Genomic DNA, 16,243 nt, shown 5'->3' on the forward strand with positions numbered 1-16,243 from the left:
CGCTCACGCTGTTGTTGGTTGATTTTGCTCGAGCAACGCTAAATAGCCGGCCCGCTTTATTAATAGCGATACCGTATAAGGTGCGGCCCAAGTATTCTTTTTGTGCTCAGGAATTACACTGGCTTGATGGATTCTCGACATTTTCATCAGTAACTCACCCTAATACCTATCTCGGCGCTGCGGCCCGGTTCCGGGGCGAAATTACGCAGATACGATGTCGAATTGCGGATGTTCTCGTTCAGCATGTTCTTGCCTTTTGCAAACAGCAGCATTTCGGAACCGCCAAAACTCGCCAAGCGGTATTGCGCACCCAAATCCAGCAACAGATAGCCGGGGGTGTTGGAGTCATGCTCGCCCGCATGATTTTGCGCTTCGCCACGGGTTAACCGGGCATTGGTTGACCAATCGTTTTTCTCGTAGCTCAGTTGCAGCCCATAGCGTAGCGGCGGCATTCGGGGCACGTTGCCGCCCTGCTCAAAGGTGCCTCGGGTATAGTCGCCGAACAAAGTCAGATCGACCGCGCCGTAACGGTTTTCCATCAGCGGAAACACGGTTTTGGCTTCAAAGCCTTTGAAGGTGGCCGCGGCCTGCCGGCTTTCCAATACCGGAATACAAGTTCCAGAGCAAACATCCTCAAATGCTTCGGCGTCTTCGTTAAACAACGAGCCGGTTCGTTGCTGATAAATGTAGTCGTTGACCCAATTGTGGAAAAGATTCAGCTCCGCTGCCATCCAATCGGCATTGTAGCGATAGCCCAAATCCAGGTTATTGGACAACTCCTTATTGAGGCCGGCGTTACCCAATTCATAGCTGTGCGTGGCCTCATGAACGCCGTTGGAAAACAATTCCTGTATCTGCGGCGCGCGCTGCGAATGGGTGAATGCCAGACTAACCTGATGCTGGTCGGTAATGTCCCACAATGCGGAAGCCGAGCCGCTGAGCGGTTTATAAGTCAGGCTGTTGCCGTTTTCCGGCGTTATGGTTTGCCATTCGCCGCGCGCGCCCAGCTCATAGGTCACATCGCCGATTTTGAACGATTCGACGTCAAACAAGCCGTAGGAATTAAGGTCGGTACGCGGCACCAACGCTTCTGCGCCGATCGCGGAAAACTGGCTGTTGACCGACTGAAAACCCATCACGCCGTTTAATAAACCGATGGGCTTATGTTCAAGCTCCACGCGGCTTTCGTAGGATTTGTTCAAGAAAGTCGTGGCCGGGGTGCCGTTGTCCATTTCGACATGCTTGTAGTCGGTATAGCCGAATTTTATCCGCAGCTTTTCCGCCAGCGCGAACGGCCGGTTGAGCTGGCCTTTAAAATCGTACTTGGTTTGATTCAGATCGATAGTCACCGGCGCGCCGCCGCTGCCGTCCGGCGGGATGCCGTAGTTTTTCTCCAGGCTGTTGATCGAAACGCCGACTAAGCCCGCATCGCCGATTTTAGAGATGCCGACCGAGCCGCCGCGCGATCTCGCCTTTGAATTGTCAATCAGGCCGTTGGGATTGTTCACAATATTCAGACTGGAATCGATAGAGCGGGCGGCATCCTCGTCTATCGCAGAGCCGCCGATATGGGTGTTGCCCTGATCGCGGTAAAAACCGTCGACATGATAGGCCACGCCGCTTTTTCCGCCTTCCAGCTTGACGGCGCTGGAGGTCTCGTTGGTTGCCGAATCATAGCGCTGCTCGCCGGCGCCGCCGAGCAGCTTGTCCGGCACCTGCTCGGGAATCCGGTTGTCGATCACGTTGACCACGCCGCCGATGGCGCCGTTTCCGTACAACAGCGTCGACGGCCCGCGCAACACTTCAATCCGTTCCGCCAGAATCGGTTCCACGCCGTTGGCATGATCCGGGCTTAATGACGAGACATCATTATTGCCCAGGCTGTTCTGCATGACCCGTACCCGAGGCCCCGATTGCCCGCGGATGACCGGCGAACCAACACCCGCGCCGAACGACTGGCTGGTAATGCCGAGTTCATTCTTCAGCGTGTCGCCGATGGTTGTCCCCGTTTTCATCCGCAACTGGTCTCCCGTCAGCACCGTTACCGGCTTGGCCGATTTGGCGGTGGACTGCTTGATGCCGGTACTGATGACGACGATGTCCTCCAGTTTGTGGGCGTCATTATCAGCCGCATGGGCATTGGTTGCTATCGCACTTGTCGATAAGAAAATAACAGTGAGTTTTTTATTCATGGTTTTTATTTATTGTTTAAAAATGTGAGACATGGACTTGGCTCAAGACGCAGCTATATAATGTTATAACGTAACACCCGGTAAGCCTTCCTGCCTGCCAAAAAAATAACGGTATCAGTTTTGATCGCCCATCGTTTCCGCGCATTGTGCGCAAACGCCATGAATTTCGATGGCTTTGCTGTGAACGATAAAGTCGGCCTGCTTGATTTCTTCCGACAGCGCCTGCATGACTTCCGGGGCCGGCCGCTCTTCCACTTCCTGGCAGTTATTGCAGATCAGCAATAACTGTTCATGCTGATGAGCGGAGCAATTGCAACCGACAAATGCGTTGAGGCTCTCGACCCGGTGAATCAAGCCCTGCTCGATTAGAAAATCCAGCGCGCGGTAAATCGTCGCGGGCTTTGCCGCATCCATCAGAGGTTTGATCCGATCCAACAGCTCGTAAGCCTTAACCGCTTTGTGACTTTCCCAGATCAGCTCCAGCACTTGCTGGCGTATAGGCGTCAATTGCACGCCGCGCACCACGCATAGCTGAGCGGCGGTGCCCAATGCCTCGCTGACGCATTTTTTATGATCGTGCCCTAAAGGATGGGAATGGTTGTGGCTTGCTTCGGCTGATGTATTCATTGGAAAAAACCGTTTACTTGAAATCGAATGTTATATTATAACATCCGCTAAAGCTTTGCAATCACTCTCCACTTAGACAACAAATACGCCGCATCCCCACTAGCCACTCTTGATCTCTATCCCACTAAATACTTTCCCCCATGTCCCGGCTATTTCAAATATAATAATCTTATTAAATTGGTCTGGATTTCCTCCTCAACTAATCTTCTATATTCTTGTGAGTCGTCTATGCAATTTGAAGTGTTTCTTTCCATTTTTACCTTAATGATGATTGCCTTAAATGGTGCACTCTTGCCCAGCAAAACGCAGCCACTGTTAAACGTACCAGGTAGACATGGCGACACTGCGCGTAAAGCTTATCGGCCTTTTAAGTTATATGGCCCCCTGTTGCTCGCCCTGTTCTTCCCTTCCCTGTCAACGGCCGCCGAAGACGCGGCCGGCTCCAGCCCAATGGATTTGACCCAGCACTGGGCGGGCTATACGGCCCTGATAGTGTTCGCGATTGCCTATATTCTCGCGATGACCGAGGAGGTGACTGAGTTAAAAAAATCGAAGCCGATGGTGTTTGCGGCGAGCCTTATCTGGATCTTTATTGCCGCCGTTTATACCAGCGGCGGGATGAGCGAACAAGTCGGGATAGCGTTCCGCACCACTCTTGAAAGTTACGGCGAGCTGTTTTTGTTCATCATGGTGTCGATGACTTACTTGAATGCGATGGAAGACCGGGGCGTATTCGACAGCCTGCGGGTCTGGCTGCTGAGCAAGAATTTCAGCTATCGGCAACTATTCTGGATTACCGGCTTTCAGGCGTTCTTTATCTCGTCCGGCTGCAATAACCTTACTACCGCCTTGCTGATGGGTTCGGTTATTCTGGCTATGGGTAAAGAATGCCCGCGCTTTGTCACCTTATCCTGCATCAATGTCGTGGTCGCCTCCAATGCGGGCGGCTCCTTCAGTCCCTTTGGCGACATCACCACATTATTGGTCTGGCAAAAAGGCGTAGTGCCTTTCGCCGACTTCTTTTCCCTGCTGATTCCGGCCATCGTCAACTTCGCAATACCCGCAGCGATCATGCATTTCTTTATTCCGCAACAAAGACCCGCGGCGGTAATGGAAGCCCAGGACATGAAACGGGGCGGCTGGATAATCATCTTTCTGTTCGTATTGACCATTATTACCTCGGCTTGCTTTGAAAACTTCCTGGGCCTGCCTCCCGCTGCCGGAATGATGATGGGCCTGACCTATTTGAAATTTTTCAGTTATTACCTGCAAAAAACCCGCGATTCCCATTCAATATTGATTCCAGTCGATTTGACCGATGCCAAAATCGATCATTTTGCACCGATGAAATATATGAACAATCCGCAAGCCGAGGTAAATCAACAGATTGCAAAAGAACTGCCTTTCGACATTTTCCAGAAAGTCGCCAACCTGGAATGGGACACCTTGCTGTTTTTTTACGGCGTCATGGTGGGCGTCGGCGGCTTGAGTTTCATCGGCTATATGGAAGTGGCGTCCCATCATTTATATGACAGCATCGATCCCACTGTAGCCAACATTCTGGTCGGCATCGCCTCAGCGTTCGTGGATAACGGCACCATCATGCTGTCCGTACTGACTATGGCGCCGGATATTTCTCAAGGCCAATGGCTGCTGGTGACATTGACCGCCGGTGTCGGCGGCAGCATGTTGGCGGTCGGTTCCGCAGCGGGAGTCGGCTTGATGGGACAGGCTAAAGGGATTTATACCTTCACCAGCCACTTGAAATGGACGCCGGTCATCGTTCTGGGTTACTTCGGCAGTATCGCCGTGCACTTTCTGATTAACGGCCGGTATTTTTAGGATCAGCTGTTTATGCCGGTTCCAAAGCCCCTGCCTGGGAACCGGCATAAACCATGCCCGCACACGCTTCGCTATCGACACCGGCTACAGCTTTATTGAGCTGTATCGTTGCGCACAATCTTCGGTGGCGTCCAGGATTGCGTGACGCTTATCGACGGTTCAGGAACATACACCCGGAGAAACAAAAAGAACGTGTCGTCATCGGTGCCGCTAGGCGATTGTAGCCAATAGCTTCCTTCTGGAAGTTCCTCCGGCTGCTCGCTTTGAATCAGAATAGTCATACCTCCCAACGAATCCCGGCCTTGATACTCAGGATAATAACTATTGATGCTGTAACTGCTGGAGCCGGGAATAAGATTGTAGGTGGAGTTGTACATCGTGACCGACCAAAAACCATGCTTTGTTGCATCAAACGGCGGAAATTCGCCCGCCTTGAAAGTCAAGGTATAGCTGGACTGTCCAGTCAGCGTTATATTTTCATTGTCGGTAAAAACATTGATGTAAACCGCCTCAGCCGGGTCATTAGCGCAAATGCCGGCCAATGATTGCAGCGCTGCGCGGGTGATAAAATCGCTGTGCTGCCCCGCACGACCGATGTCGGTCGGCGGATATGTCCAGCCATTGACCGTTTTCCCCCGGCCTTTGGTCATTTTTTGGAGCATCGACAGGCCATCCTTGGCGGCGCGCTGAAGTCCGGCGCGCGTCGCATTGGACTGGTCATCCAGGCTCTGGTTGGGGCCTATGCCTATGGTCGCAAACAGTTTGAGCATCTGCTCCTGGTTAATGCCGGGCGGCAATCCGGGCGGATTTTCTGTCATTGCCTTGTTCATCGTTTTCCATGCGCCGGCGGTGTTATTGTAATCAACCCCATAGGGCGCCATTACCTTCGTTGGCTGTGGCGATGGGAGGTTAGGCCAATCGGACAGCGGCGTCAAAAGATATTGCTCCTGTATGGCGCAGGCTTTGTCCAAATCCTCCTGTGTGGTGTTGTTGACGCCGGTTCGTCCCATCAACAGAATGCCCGCCGTGCGTGAACGCGGCAGGACATCGAATACACCTTCCGGCGCCTGACCGTTCCAGCCGGGACCTGCGATCAAAAAATTGCCGGCCTGCACCCCCGTGGAACGGGTACCCACATAGGCAAAATTGTCTGCGTCCATACACACCATTTCGATGCAATAAAAACGATCTGTAACCATCGGCACAGAAATCACAATAGGATCCTGCGCCACATCCAGCCATGCCGTCGAATACAGCGTATCGCAATTGGGACAGCCGCCCGTTTGACTAGCCGGGCTTGCAAGTTTGCTTACATGGTGAAACGAGTTGATCGGTGCATATAGATCCGGCAAGCCCTTTTCTTCGCTCAGCTTTTTGCCGCCGAGGCTGGCCCACAGCCAGCGCAATTGGGTATTGTAAATCCACGGGAAGCCATATATATAGGCTTGTATCCCAAGCGAATAAGCATATTCCTCTTCCCAGTCACTGCTTTGGGGCAATGTCCTTTGCGGCAAATCAAGGCAAAAATTGCTCTCGTCCTCGGTTCTTGAATAGTCAGTCATTGTTAGCTCCTTATTTAGCGGGATATTTGCAATCCGTACTGCCGTCATGCCAAGGCGTGACGCCATAGCCGTTTAGCGCAATTTCGCAAAGCGCCTTGTTACGATCGCCAGCATCAGCCTGCTTTAACGCATTGCCGACCATTTGAACAATTTTTTGGGTTTCATGCAGTTTTGGGTAGCCGGGTCTGGGCGTCGCGGCTCTTTGTTGCGGGTGGCTTGCAAAGTACTTGCTTGCCTTGACCCAATCCTGAATTTCAAGATAGCTAAAAGCCAGTGTTTTTACTGATCGCAGGGGCAATTTCTTGTGTCCGGTCTCAGGATAATGCTTCTCCATGTGGTTGATCGTGCCGCATGAGTCCGGGAACCAGACGGAATAGTCGGTACCGGCCGCCATCTTCTCCGGCATCGGCTGTTTTCTGTCCCAGCCCTCGGTAATGAAGGCGGGGTTTGTGCAGTGATCGTGGGACAATCGATCCGCCATCACATGCAGGTAGATGCCCAGACTTTTGGGTGTGCCGTGGATTTTGGCCGCGTAGTCGGGATCGTAAACGCAGACTTCCGCAGTATTGTCGCTGTCGATGTCGGTACAAGCGCCGGCATTGGTGGGTGATATTTTTTGCCAGGCGACCTTGAAGGTGTTTTCGCCTCTGCATTTGTCGCAATCGATGAAAACATAGGGGATCGAGACAAAAATCGTTTTCTTGTCATCTTCGCTAAAGCAGGCCGACAAAGGATTGTTCTGGTCTTTGATCAGCCCAAAATCGCACAGGGTCTGCCGTCTTCCGAAGGCCCATACGCGCAGGTGGTTGATCAATGCTTCGCTGTTGGCGTAGGGCGATGTCTGCCCGTGCCGCAGGTAGGCCTTGTCATAGGTCAAAGACGTGCTGAGTGCATGATCTTCGGTGCGCAGCCAAGGCACGAAATGATAGGAATAGCCCCCTGTTTGGGTATTTAAGCGGGTAATTCCCTGTAAATTGTCGGTTTTCCGAGCCGTCATCGCCTTGCCATACTGATCGGTATTCACATAGCCCCCCACCAGATCGGTGGCCTCAGAATAGGCTGCGGTATCGAAAGCATCGTCGAAGCTCAGTCCCAGCATTCTGGAAAACAAAAAAAGCGAGTCAAAATGCAAGGTGTTTCTGGCATGCAGGCCTTTTTCTATCGTGGCCTTGAGGTATCTTCCCGTGCCTTTTACCACGCAGCCTGCCGGTGCGTTTTCCGGCTTGGGGCTGTCGGTGCATTGAACATTCCAACAATTAAATGCATACGGGATAACATCCCCCGATTTCGCCTGCGGATCGACATAATGAAAGCAGATGTCTTCGGAAAAGGCATGAGCCGCGCTTGGCGCAAAGACGCTTGCAACAATAAGGGCGCTTGCGCCAATAAAGCTTAGCCAACTCGAGCTTGGAATATTTAGGTGACTTGAACGGGAATTATGAAACATATACTGGTCTGTGATAGGTGGTTCGGGCCGTAATTAAGAGGCGGACTAGATCGCTGAGTCGCCGCATTATCACATACTCAACCATCATGGCCTACATTTATGTCTAACTTACCGAATGTTCTGCAATATATTACGCATTCGATACCCGCAACTGAAGCCGGTCTAACTGTCGATCCTAAAAACTGAAGCTGTGAAGTCTAACGCTTATCCATTTGGTAAGCACCTGCGCGGGCTGCGGGGTATAATCCAACATCAATGTTTAAGCCTGGCTTCCCTATCCGCAATAAACTGCATGTAACCACTATGGCAAAACTCAAATATCCGCTCCTTTTGAAAGTTGCCGTGATCGGCTTCTTAAACAGCTGGCATTGTGCGTCTGCCGATGCTTACCATCTCCAGATTGATGAAAAATCCGTCAATTTGATCGGCCTACCGCAACAGGCGGTCGTTGCCGGCGACAGCTTGCCGGCGCCGACCTTGCATTGGCGGGAAGGCGAACAGGTGACTTTGCAGGTCACCAATAACTTGAAAGAACAGACTTCAATCCACTGGCACGGCATCGTGTTGCCGTATCAAATGGACGGCGTGCCGGGCATCAGTTTCGGCGGCATTGCGCCCGGCCGGACCTTTACCTATCGATTTCAAGTCAAGCAAAGCGGCACTTACTGGTATCACGGACATTCCGGGTTTCAGGAACAACAGGGGCTCTTCGGCGCCATCGTCATCGACCCCAAGCATGACCATCAACCTGCCGATAGAGATTATGTGGTGATGCTTTCCGATTGGCCCGAAGCGGACCCGCACCGCACCTTGTCGCGACTGAAAATGCAGAGCGATTATTACAACTTTCAAAAACGTACCGTCGGCGACTTTTTTACCGACATCCAACGATTGGGATTTTCGGACACCGTCGCCGACCGGCTGGCCTGGGGACAAATGCGCATGGAGCCAACCGATCTGGCCGATGTGACCGGCGCGACTTATCATTTTTTGATCAACGGCCGGACGCCGGACAGGCATAAAACGTATCTGTTCCGGCCCGGCGAAAAGCTGCGCCTGCGTTTTATCAATGCCTCGGCGATGACCCATTTCGATCTGCGCATACCGGGTTTAAAAATGCGAGTGATCGCCGCAGACGGTCAAGCGGTATCGCCAATCGAGGTCGAGGAGTTCCGCATTGCGGTTGCCGAAACTTACGACGTAATAGTCGAGCCGCAAAGCGAGCAGGCTTACAGTATTTTCGCCGAAGCGTTGGATCGCAGCGGTTATGCCCATGCTTCGCTGACGCCGCGCGAGGATTTGACGGCGGCGGTTCCGCCGTTACGCCCGTTGAAACTATTGACGCTGGCCGAGATGGGCGGCGCGCACGGCGGCCACGGCTCGCATCAAGGCCATGACCAGCCGGCGGCCGACAACCCGCAACCGGCGCATGATCCACATGCCGGGCATCTGTCGCATCAAGCGATGGCTGAAACTGAAACGCCCGCCGCATCTTACCCGGTCTTAAACTATCGGCATTTAAAATCCGCAACGCCTGAGCATGGACTGATGGGAGCGCCGGACCGGGAAATCACGTTGCGCTTGACCGGCAACATGAACCGCTACATCTGGTCGTTCGACGATGTTAAATATTCCGACGCCGAACCGATCCGAGTCAAACTGGGCGAGCGGATTCGTTTTCATTACGTCAACGAAACCATGATGAACCATCCGATTCACATCCACGGCCTTTGGCAATACCTGGATAACGGCAACGGCATGTACAACCCGAAGAAACATGTGGTCAACGTCAAGCCCGGCGAAACGGTGAGCGTCGATGTGCCGGCCGACGCCGAGGGCGAATGGGCGTTTCATTGCCATTTGCTGTATCACATGGATACCGGCATGTTCCGTAAACTGATCGTCGAGAAAGCGGAGTCCGGTCATGAATAAAGTCTGGTTATGCCTACTGTGGGTATTCTGGCATAGCCAAGCATACGCGCACGGCGATGACGAAATTTTCAGTCATTTCAAGGCCGAGCGCCTGGAATACGAGGGCAACCAGGATCTGCACCTGTTCAAATGGGACGTGCAGCACTGGATCGGTAACGACGACCACAAGCTGTGGCTGAAAACCGAGGGCGACTATTCCGGCGACCAGGACATTTTCGGCCGCGCCGATTTGCAAATGCTGTACAGCCGTAATGTCGATACCTTTTGGGATTTCCAGATCGGCGCGCGGCGGGCGTTTGAACCTGAGCGGACGTTTGACGCAGTGATCGGCTTTCAAGGTTTGGCGCCGTACTTCATCGAGGTCGACAGCGCCATGTTTATAACCGATACCGGCAATGTATTGGGCCGCTTGAGTTTGGGCTACGAACTGTTGTTGACGCAACGCCTGATTCTTGCACCGAGATTTGAGGTCAATGTCGCGGCATCGGATTTGGAAATTCGCGGCGTAAAGGCGGGCGTCACCGAACTTGAAGCCGGCATGCGCTTACGTTACGAGATCGAGCGTGAGTTCGCGCCGTATATCGGTTTCGATTATGTCGAGGAAGAATCGCTGCGCGAACATCATCACAGTTTGCGCGGCGTGGTGGGAATGAGGATTTGGTATTAACGCCCCGCTCATCACAAGCCCATCATCAAACTGCCGCCATGCTTTTTCAGCCAATGCCTGCGGCTTTGGTAGTCCGGCAAATGTTCGGCAACCAAGGCCCAGAAATGGGCGGAATGGTTCCTGACTTTGATATGGCAAAGCTCGTGTACCACGACGTATTCCAATACTTCGGGCGGAGCTATGATTAACAGCCAATTGATGTTGATGTCGTTATGAATGCCGCAACTGCCCCACCGGCTTTTTTGGGTCTTGATTTTAATGGTCTGCGGAAATAGCTGCTTTCTTTCCGCATGACGGTTTACCAGCTGCTCCACCTGGATTTTCGATTCCTTTTTCATCCAGCGGATAAGCGCATCCTTTATCTCGGCGCTGTGGTCTTGAATCATCAAGGCGTCGGGAACGTGGGCAATAAATTCCCGGCTAAATTCTATTTTTATCCTTTTTAATTTTGTCGGCCGCACCGCCAATTTATATGATTCCCCCTGATAAGGAATGTCGGCGCCATGCCCGTAAACAGTGGGCGCTAAGGTTTTATGTTGATGAGTTTTAGCTGCGATTTTATCCATCGCCTGGACTATCCACTGCTGCTTGGACTGAACGAATTGATGAATTTTATGTTCGGCAACTTTTACCGGTGCGACGACTTCGACTTTGCCGGGCGTCACGATGATGCGCGTCTGCGTGGCCCGCTGACTGCGCCGGATTTGATAAGAGAATGGCAAGTTAGAAATGACGGCTCTCTATGTGACTGGGGTAAGAAATAGTATTTGCTCTGATATAAACAACGTTGGTTTATTGTGTCACGCGCCCTATTCATCCTGATTAATCATGTGCGTCGCCAGTTGCTGCAATGCCTGGCGTACATTTTCCCTGAAATTCGCATCCATGGGCATTTCATCTAAGGCTTTATTCATGCACAACATCCATTGGTCTCTTGCCGACTCGTCAATCGCAAAGGGGAAATGCCGCTGCCGTAACCTTGGATGTCCGAATTCCTGCACAAACAAGTCGGGACCGCCCAGCCAGCCCGACAAAAACTTGAACAGCTTGGTGCGCGCGCCCGACAAATCCGCCGCATGCATGGCGCGAATACCGGCGGCTTCGGGCAAAGCGTCCATAAAGAAATAAAACCGGTCCACCAGGCCAAGTATCGCGGCCTCACCGCCTATCGCTTGATAAGGCGTTATTTGTCTATTTTCTGTCATAATCCGTCGTTGTGAAAAATCATTTTGTCAGTAATATGCTATTCTACTAAATATTCTTACCGATACGGGCAAACTCTTGTAAGATTTAAAGGTCCGTATCTTTTTTGTTAACCGTTTATTTTTTAGGAGTCCATATAAAATGAGACTAAATACCGCCATTCCACGCTCGGAAGCCAGTGTTCTGGCTACCAATAAAGTATTGAGAAACACTTACCTGTTGTTGTCGATGACATTGCTTTTCAGCGCGATGACGGCAGGCGCTGCAATGGTCCTGAATCTGCCGCATTTTGGCCCGATCATTACGCTGGTGGGTTATTTCGGCCTGCTGTTCTTGACGACCAAATTCAGCAACAGCAGCTTGGGACTGGTTTTTGTTTTTGCTTTGACCGGTTTTATGGGGTTAACGCTGGGCCCTATTTTATCCATGTACGTTGCCGCATTCAGTAACGGTCACGAACTGATTATGACCGCATTAGGCGGCACTGGCGTGATATTCCTGGGACTTTCCGGCTACGCCTTAACAACGCGCAAAGATTTCAGCTTTATGGGCGGCTTCCTGATGGTCGGCGTTCTGGTGGCGTTTCTGGCGGGTCTTGGTGCGATGTTTTTCGCTATCCCGGCTTTATCGCTGGCTGTATCGGCCATGTTTATTCTGCTGATGTCCGGCATGATCCTATTCCAAACCAGTGAAATCATCCACGGCGGCGAAACCAACTACATTTTGGCGACTGTTTCGTTATACGTGTCTATCTACAACCTGTTCCTGAGCTTGTTGCAGTTGCTGGGCGTATTCAGCGGCGAAGACTAAAATAGTTATTTTGCCCATCCCACATAAAAAAGCCCGGCTAACCAAGTTAGCCGGGCTTTTTTATGTGCTGTCTTTTCACGGCTTGGTTTTAGAACCATGCAAACGGATCAATAAAGCCGCTTCATCATGGCTTAATCCCGAATTTTGCATCAATTCGTCGACACTGGCCCCGCTTCTTACTTTGCGGATGTCTCCGCTGTAAGGGTGAGAGGACTGGTCATGTTGCCCGACTTCCGCAATCTTTGCCGCCAGATCGTCGAGATGTTCGTCCGCAACGGCTATTTTGCTGTCCACTGTGGCTATTCGGCTGTCCACGGTCAAAGCAGCGGAACACAAACCCGCAATATCATTGGTGTTGCCGTGGACAATATCATTAAGAACGTGATAGTCGTGCTTGAGTTTCAGCAGGGTACGCGCCAGCCAGAAAAGCGCAACCAGCATGATCGCAATCGCCGCGCCCTCAACGATAAGGGCAATCATCAAAAGATTATTCATTAAACAATCTCGTCAATATGTTGCATGGGTTCTGCATCATCCAGTTCTTCCACTTCTTGTTTTTTTCTACGCGGCTGTTGTTTCTCAGGGTAACTATCATCCCTTTTAATCTTGTGGGACTTTACGACGGATAAAGAGGGTAATACCGGTTGTATTTCTAGCATATCGGCCTCCCGTAACTGACATTGCGTGAATCGTAATATTAGCAGGCTTTTTACTTTATTGTTAAGACATTCAGTATCATGGCTGAACGGTAGTCTCCACTGTCGGCGCCAAATTCAATAACTTGGCGCGCTCTTCATCGTTAGCGCCATAACGGGCAAAAGCTTGAGCCATTAACACCAAAACTACCCGCCTGTTTTTAAATCGCCCTTCCTCTGTCTTGTTATCGCCAATAGGATGAAATTCTCCATAACCGATTGCCGACAAACGGGGAGGAACAATTCCCTCCTTAACCAACTCATGCACAACGCTGGTCGCACGGGCCGATGACAAATCCCAGTTCGACCTGAACTTCAGGTTATCGATAGGAACATTATCGGTATGACCTTCAATATTAACCATATTGGGTAATGGATTAATCACCTCGGCAATCTTCTTCAGCACGGGTATCGCTTTTTTGGATAATTCCGCCTCACCGCTCAAGAATAACATTTCGCTATTCATTTCCAACTCTATCCAATAGTCGTGCTTCTTGACTGAAACCAGCTTTTCATCGATAAAGGGCGTTAAAACCTGCTCGAATTGATCGGACACCTGGCTCAACTGCTGTCTTTCTTTTAGAATTTCATCACTCAGCTCCCGTCTTTTTTCAACGTCTGCCGTCGCAGGGTTTTCCAATGGAATGGGATCTATCGTCGTCGGCAAAGTCCCTATCTGAATAGGATCGATCTCATCGCCCTGCTGCCCGTTATTCGAGAATGCATGGCCTAATGAATCGGACAGCGTTTTATATTTCCCTTCATTGACCGAAGAGATTGCGTACATGACCACAAAAAACGCAAACAGCAAGGTGATGAAATCTGCATATGACACCATCCAGCGGTCATGATTATTAGTGTTCTCTCTATGTCTCTTCCTGCGCCTAGTCATAGCCTAGTCTTTATAGGCGCCATTCAGATAGCCGCCCAGTTTCAACTTGATGTTCCTGGGATTTTCGCCTTCTGCAATGGAAATAATACCCTCTGCCAACATTTCCTTGGCTTGGGTCAATGCAAATACATGGCTTTTTAATTTGTTGGCGATCGGCAAAAAAACAAGATTGGCCGAACCCACGCCATAGATTGTCGCGACAAAAGCCGTGGCTATTCCTTCCCCTAAAAGCTCCGGGTTGGTCAAGTTCTGCATCACATGGATTAAGCCCATCACCGCGCCGAGAATACCGATGGTCGGCGCATAGCCGCCCATCGCCTCGTACAATCCTACCGCCTGTAAGGCTGTGCTTTCCTTGGCGTCTATATCCAGATCCAATATGTTGCGGATGGCGTCGGACTCATTTCCATCAACCAGCAACTGCAAACTTTTTTTTATAAACGGGTCCTTCTCATCGGGTATCGCATTTTCAAGACCTAACAAGCCTTCCTTGCGCGCCAGATGACTCCAGTAAATGACCTTGTCAATTTGCGCCGACAGATCGACTTGTTTTGAGATTAACACCCACGACAGCATCTTGACGCTTCTGACAAAAACAGCCGGTGGAAATTGCAACAGCGTCGCCCCCAATGTGCCGCCAAACACAATGATAAGCGCGGGCACGTTCACCAACGAATCGATGTCGCCGCCATCCAGTATGATTCCCAACAGAATTGCGCCGACACCGACCAAGATGCCGGCAATACTTAAAATATCCATTTTTAGTTTTCAGATGAGCGACTGAAGACCATTAATCGCTTGTCCATTCGGACATTCTTGAACGCAGCCTCAGTACGGCCTGGGTGCTGATTTGGCTGACTCTGGATTCGCTAATATTCAAAACTTCGCCGATTTCGCGCAAATTAAGTTCTTCATCATAATACAACGATATAACCAGACGCTCACGTTCGGGCAAACTTGCGATCGCGTTTGCCAACGCCTGCTCAAAACCTTCACGGCTTAAAGCGTCCGCGAGACCTTCTTCATGATCCACGGCTTCATCGAGATAATGGTCTCCATCTTGCGCCAATTCTTCGACGCTGAACACGCGGCAGCTGCTTGAATCCTGGAGTATGCGGTTATATTCATCGATGGCTATGCCTAAATGCTCAGCCACGTCGGCGTCTCTGGCCTCGCGGCCGGTGCTGTTCTCGATGGTGCGTATGGCCTCCGAAACCATGCGTGATTTTTTATGCACGGAACGAGGCGTCCAGTCGCTGCGCCTGACCTCATCCAGCATAGCACCCCGAATACGGATACCGGCATAGGTGTCAAAACTGGCTCCCTGCGAAACATCATAATTCTTGATGGCTTCCAGCAAGCCGAGCATCCCGGCCTGAATCAAGTCATCGACTTGGACCGAATCAGGCAGTCTGCTCAATAAGTGGTAGGCAATGCGCTTGACTAACGGTGCATGCTGCATGACACGTTCATCCGTGCCTCCAGCTTGCACCGCTGTGTACATTGCCACACCGCTCATGCGACATCCTTTTGGGAACCGTATTGAATCATTCTCTCAATAAAAAACTCAATGTAACCGCCCGCCTGGGATTTCAGCGGCCAGCTGTCAATTCTTGCGGCTATCGTTTTCAGCGCAAGCGCGGCCTTGCTTCTGGGAAAGCCCATTACTACGGGCATTTGTTTTTGAACGGCCTTACGCAAATATTCGTCGTAAGGCACCGCACCGGCAAACTTCAGCGTAACATCGAGATAACGATCGGTTACTTTGCTTAATTTTTGAAATAACGCATGCCCTTGCTGAACGCTTTGAACCATATTGGTTATCACATGAAAATGGGACAAACCGTAATCCCGGTTAAGCAGTTTAATGAACGCATAAGCATCGGTTAACGACGTCGGTTCATCGCAGACAACCACGATAATTTCCTGGCAGGCGCGGGCAAAATTGACCACGCTTGCCGATATACCGGCCGCGGTATCGACAATCAATACGTCGATATTTTGATCGATTTCGCTAAACGCATGAATCACTGAGGCTTGTTCGATTGTGGTCAGCTCAGACATTTTCTGAATGCCCGAAGCGCCGGGGATCACTCTCAAACCTGCCGGCCCTTCCATCATGATTTCATTTAATGTTTTCTCGCCTGACAGCACATGGGAAAGGTTGAACTGGGGGTACACGCCTAACAGAATATCAACATTAGCCAAACCCATGTCGGCATCCATTAACACTACATTCTGCCCCATTTGAGACAGCGCTATACCGACGTTAACCGATAGATTTGTTTTGCCCACTCCACCTTTGCCGCTGGTGACTGCGATGACTCGGACAGGTTTTATTTTATTCATTTTTCTTATTCCGGCTGCTTGGTCA

General features: G+C 51.0%; 16 protein-coding genes. 4 read left to right on the forward strand and 12 right to left on the reverse strand.

Translation table 11 applies throughout. The annotated features are described in order from the left end of the window. Positions 1–146 precede the first annotated feature (146 nt). Together B0F88_RS14875 and B0F88_RS14880 are read right to left on the reverse strand one after the other, a co-directional pair. Positions 147–2,192 carry a TonB-dependent receptor gene (locus B0F88_RS14875; RefSeq protein ID WP_104424725.1) on the reverse strand — a complete coding sequence of 682 codons (2,046 nt, stop codon included), beginning with the start codon at positions 2,190–2,192 and terminating at the stop codon, positions 147–149. A gap of 114 nt (positions 2,193–2,306) precedes the next feature. Then, on the reverse strand, positions 2,307–2,819 hold the full coding sequence (locus B0F88_RS14880) for a transcriptional repressor (protein ID WP_104424726.1): 513 nt from the start codon (positions 2,817–2,819) through the stop codon (positions 2,307–2,309). Positions 2,820–3,047: 228 nt separating this feature from the next. Here B0F88_RS14880 and nhaD point away from each other — a divergent pair, with 228 nt between their 5' ends. Then, complete coding sequence (gene nhaD, locus B0F88_RS14885; RefSeq protein ID WP_374953588.1) at positions 3,048–4,661, forward strand: sodium:proton antiporter NhaD; 1,614 nt, start codon at positions 3,048–3,050, stop codon at positions 4,659–4,661. Positions 4,662–4,753: 92 nt separating this feature from the next. Here the strand turns inward: nhaD and B0F88_RS14890 are convergent, their stop codons facing one another. Next, positions 4,754–6,223 (reverse strand): DUF1254 domain-containing protein, encoded by a 1,470-nt coding sequence (locus tag B0F88_RS14890; protein ID WP_181049916.1) that lies wholly within the window; start codon positions 6,221–6,223, stop codon positions 4,754–4,756. A 10-nt stretch (positions 6,224–6,233) separates the two neighbouring features. Further along, the gene (locus tag B0F88_RS14895) at positions 6,234–7,670 is read right to left on the reverse strand and encodes a hypothetical protein (RefSeq protein ID WP_104424728.1); all 1,437 of its coding nucleotides are present in this window, start codon (positions 7,668–7,670) and stop codon (positions 6,234–6,236) included. 303 nt (positions 7,671–7,973) lie between these two features. Between B0F88_RS14895 and B0F88_RS14900 the strand changes: the two genes are divergently transcribed. Together B0F88_RS14900 and B0F88_RS14905 are read left to right on the forward strand one after the other, a co-directional pair. Next, on the forward strand, positions 7,974–9,602 hold the full coding sequence (locus tag B0F88_RS14900; protein ID WP_258076685.1) for a copper resistance system multicopper oxidase: 1,629 nt from the start codon (positions 7,974–7,976) through the stop codon (positions 9,600–9,602). After that, positions 9,595–10,269 (forward strand): copper resistance protein B, encoded by a 675-nt coding sequence (locus tag B0F88_RS14905; RefSeq protein ID WP_104424730.1) that lies wholly within the window; start codon positions 9,595–9,597, stop codon positions 10,267–10,269. Before B0F88_RS14900 ends, B0F88_RS14905 begins: the two co-directional genes overlap by 8 nt. Positions 10,270–10,280: 11 nt before the next feature. On the opposite strand, the gene B0F88_RS14910 is transcribed toward B0F88_RS14905, so the two are convergent. Then, positions 10,281–10,991: a M48 family metallopeptidase gene (locus tag B0F88_RS14910; RefSeq protein WP_308555386.1), complete on the reverse strand. Its 711-nt coding sequence runs from the start codon at positions 10,989–10,991 to the stop codon at positions 10,281–10,283. A gap of 87 nt (positions 10,992–11,078) precedes the next feature. Continuing rightward, complete coding sequence (locus tag B0F88_RS14915) at positions 11,079–11,474, reverse strand: group II truncated hemoglobin (protein ID WP_104424731.1); 396 nt, start codon at positions 11,472–11,474, stop codon at positions 11,079–11,081. Positions 11,475–11,613: 139 nt separating this feature from the next. Between B0F88_RS14915 and B0F88_RS14920 the strand changes: the two genes are divergently transcribed. Then, positions 11,614–12,282, forward strand: coding sequence for a Bax inhibitor-1/YccA family protein (locus tag B0F88_RS14920; RefSeq protein WP_104424732.1), 669 nt, complete (start codon positions 11,614–11,616; stop codon positions 12,280–12,282). Between the two features lie 75 nt (positions 12,283–12,357). Here B0F88_RS14920 and B0F88_RS14925 read toward each other — a convergent pair whose 3' ends face one another. The 6 genes from B0F88_RS14925 to B0F88_RS14945 all read right to left on the reverse strand — a co-directional run bounded on the left by B0F88_RS14925 (position 12,358) and on the right by B0F88_RS14945 (position 16,218). Beyond that, positions 12,358–12,777 (reverse strand): DUF2802 domain-containing protein, encoded by a 420-nt coding sequence (locus tag B0F88_RS14925; protein WP_104424733.1) that lies wholly within the window; start codon positions 12,775–12,777, stop codon positions 12,358–12,360. Beyond that, entirely contained in the window at positions 12,777–12,941 is a 165-nt protein-coding gene (locus tag B0F88_RS19410) for a hypothetical protein (RefSeq protein ID WP_181049917.1), read from the reverse strand. Before B0F88_RS19410 ends, B0F88_RS14925 begins: the two co-directional genes overlap by 1 nt. Before the next feature lie 76 nt (positions 12,942–13,017). Beyond that, positions 13,018–13,869, reverse strand: coding sequence for a flagellar motor protein MotD (gene motD, locus B0F88_RS14930; RefSeq protein WP_104424734.1), 852 nt, complete (start codon positions 13,867–13,869; stop codon positions 13,018–13,020). A gap of 3 nt (positions 13,870–13,872) precedes the next feature. Next, a complete protein-coding gene (locus B0F88_RS14935) occupies positions 13,873–14,628 on the reverse strand; it encodes a flagellar motor protein (protein ID WP_104424735.1) in 756 nt (251 codons plus the stop codon). Positions 14,629–14,659: 31 nt separating this feature from the next. Beyond that, a complete protein-coding gene (locus B0F88_RS14940; RefSeq protein ID WP_104424736.1) occupies positions 14,660–15,388 on the reverse strand; it encodes an RNA polymerase sigma factor FliA in 729 nt (242 codons plus the stop codon). Further along, a complete protein-coding gene (locus B0F88_RS14945; protein WP_104424803.1) occupies positions 15,385–16,218 on the reverse strand; it encodes a MinD/ParA family protein in 834 nt (277 codons plus the stop codon). The genes B0F88_RS14940 and B0F88_RS14945 overlap by 4 nt, the downstream gene beginning before the upstream one ends. Positions 16,219–16,243 lie beyond the last annotated feature (25 nt).

This window comes from Methylobacter tundripaludum (assembly GCF_002934365.1).
Taxonomy (GTDB): domain Bacteria; phylum Pseudomonadota; class Gammaproteobacteria; order Methylococcales; family Methylomonadaceae; genus Methylobacter_A; species Methylobacter_A tundripaludum_A.

Excerpts from the sequence above, each read along its gene's own strand:
- nhaD (WP_374953588.1), top strand. The coding sequence starts at position 3,048 with ATGCAATTTGAAGTGTTTCTTTCCATTTTTACCTTAATGATGATTGCC.
- motD (WP_104424734.1), bottom strand. The coding sequence starts at position 13,869 with ATGACTAGGCGCAGGAAGAGACATAGAGAGAACACTAATAATCATGAC.
- B0F88_RS14895 (WP_104424728.1), bottom strand. The coding sequence starts at position 7,670 with ATGTTTCATAATTCCCGTTCAAGTCACCTAAATATTCCAAGCTCGAGT.
- B0F88_RS14945 (WP_104424803.1), bottom strand. The coding sequence starts at position 16,218 with ATGAATAAAATAAAACCTGTCCGAGTCATCGCAGTCACCAGCGGCAAA.
- B0F88_RS14900 (WP_258076685.1), top strand. The coding sequence starts at position 7,974 with ATGGCAAAACTCAAATATCCGCTCCTTTTGAAAGTTGCCGTGATCGGC.
- B0F88_RS14935 (WP_104424735.1), bottom strand. The coding sequence starts at position 14,628 with ATGGATATTTTAAGTATTGCCGGCATCTTGGTCGGTGTCGGCGCAATT.
- B0F88_RS14875 (WP_104424725.1), bottom strand. The coding sequence starts at position 2,192 with ATGAATAAAAAACTCACTGTTATTTTCTTATCGACAAGTGCGATAGCA.
- B0F88_RS14920 (WP_104424732.1), top strand. The coding sequence starts at position 11,614 with ATGAGACTAAATACCGCCATTCCACGCTCGGAAGCCAGTGTTCTGGCT.
- B0F88_RS14940 (WP_104424736.1), bottom strand. The coding sequence starts at position 15,388 with ATGAGCGGTGTGGCAATGTACACAGCGGTGCAAGCTGGAGGCACGGAT.
- B0F88_RS19410 (WP_181049917.1), bottom strand. The coding sequence starts at position 12,941 with ATGCTAGAAATACAACCGGTATTACCCTCTTTATCCGTCGTAAAGTCC.
- B0F88_RS14890 (WP_181049916.1), bottom strand. The coding sequence starts at position 6,223 with ATGACTGACTATTCAAGAACCGAGGACGAGAGCAATTTTTGCCTTGAT.
- B0F88_RS14915 (WP_104424731.1), bottom strand. The coding sequence starts at position 11,474 with ATGACAGAAAATAGACAAATAACGCCTTATCAAGCGATAGGCGGTGAG.
- B0F88_RS14905 (WP_104424730.1), top strand. The coding sequence starts at position 9,595 with ATGAATAAAGTCTGGTTATGCCTACTGTGGGTATTCTGGCATAGCCAA.
- B0F88_RS14880 (WP_104424726.1), bottom strand. The coding sequence starts at position 2,819 with ATGAATACATCAGCCGAAGCAAGCCACAACCATTCCCATCCTTTAGGG.
- B0F88_RS14925 (WP_104424733.1), bottom strand. The coding sequence starts at position 12,777 with ATGAATAATCTTTTGATGATTGCCCTTATCGTTGAGGGCGCGGCGATT.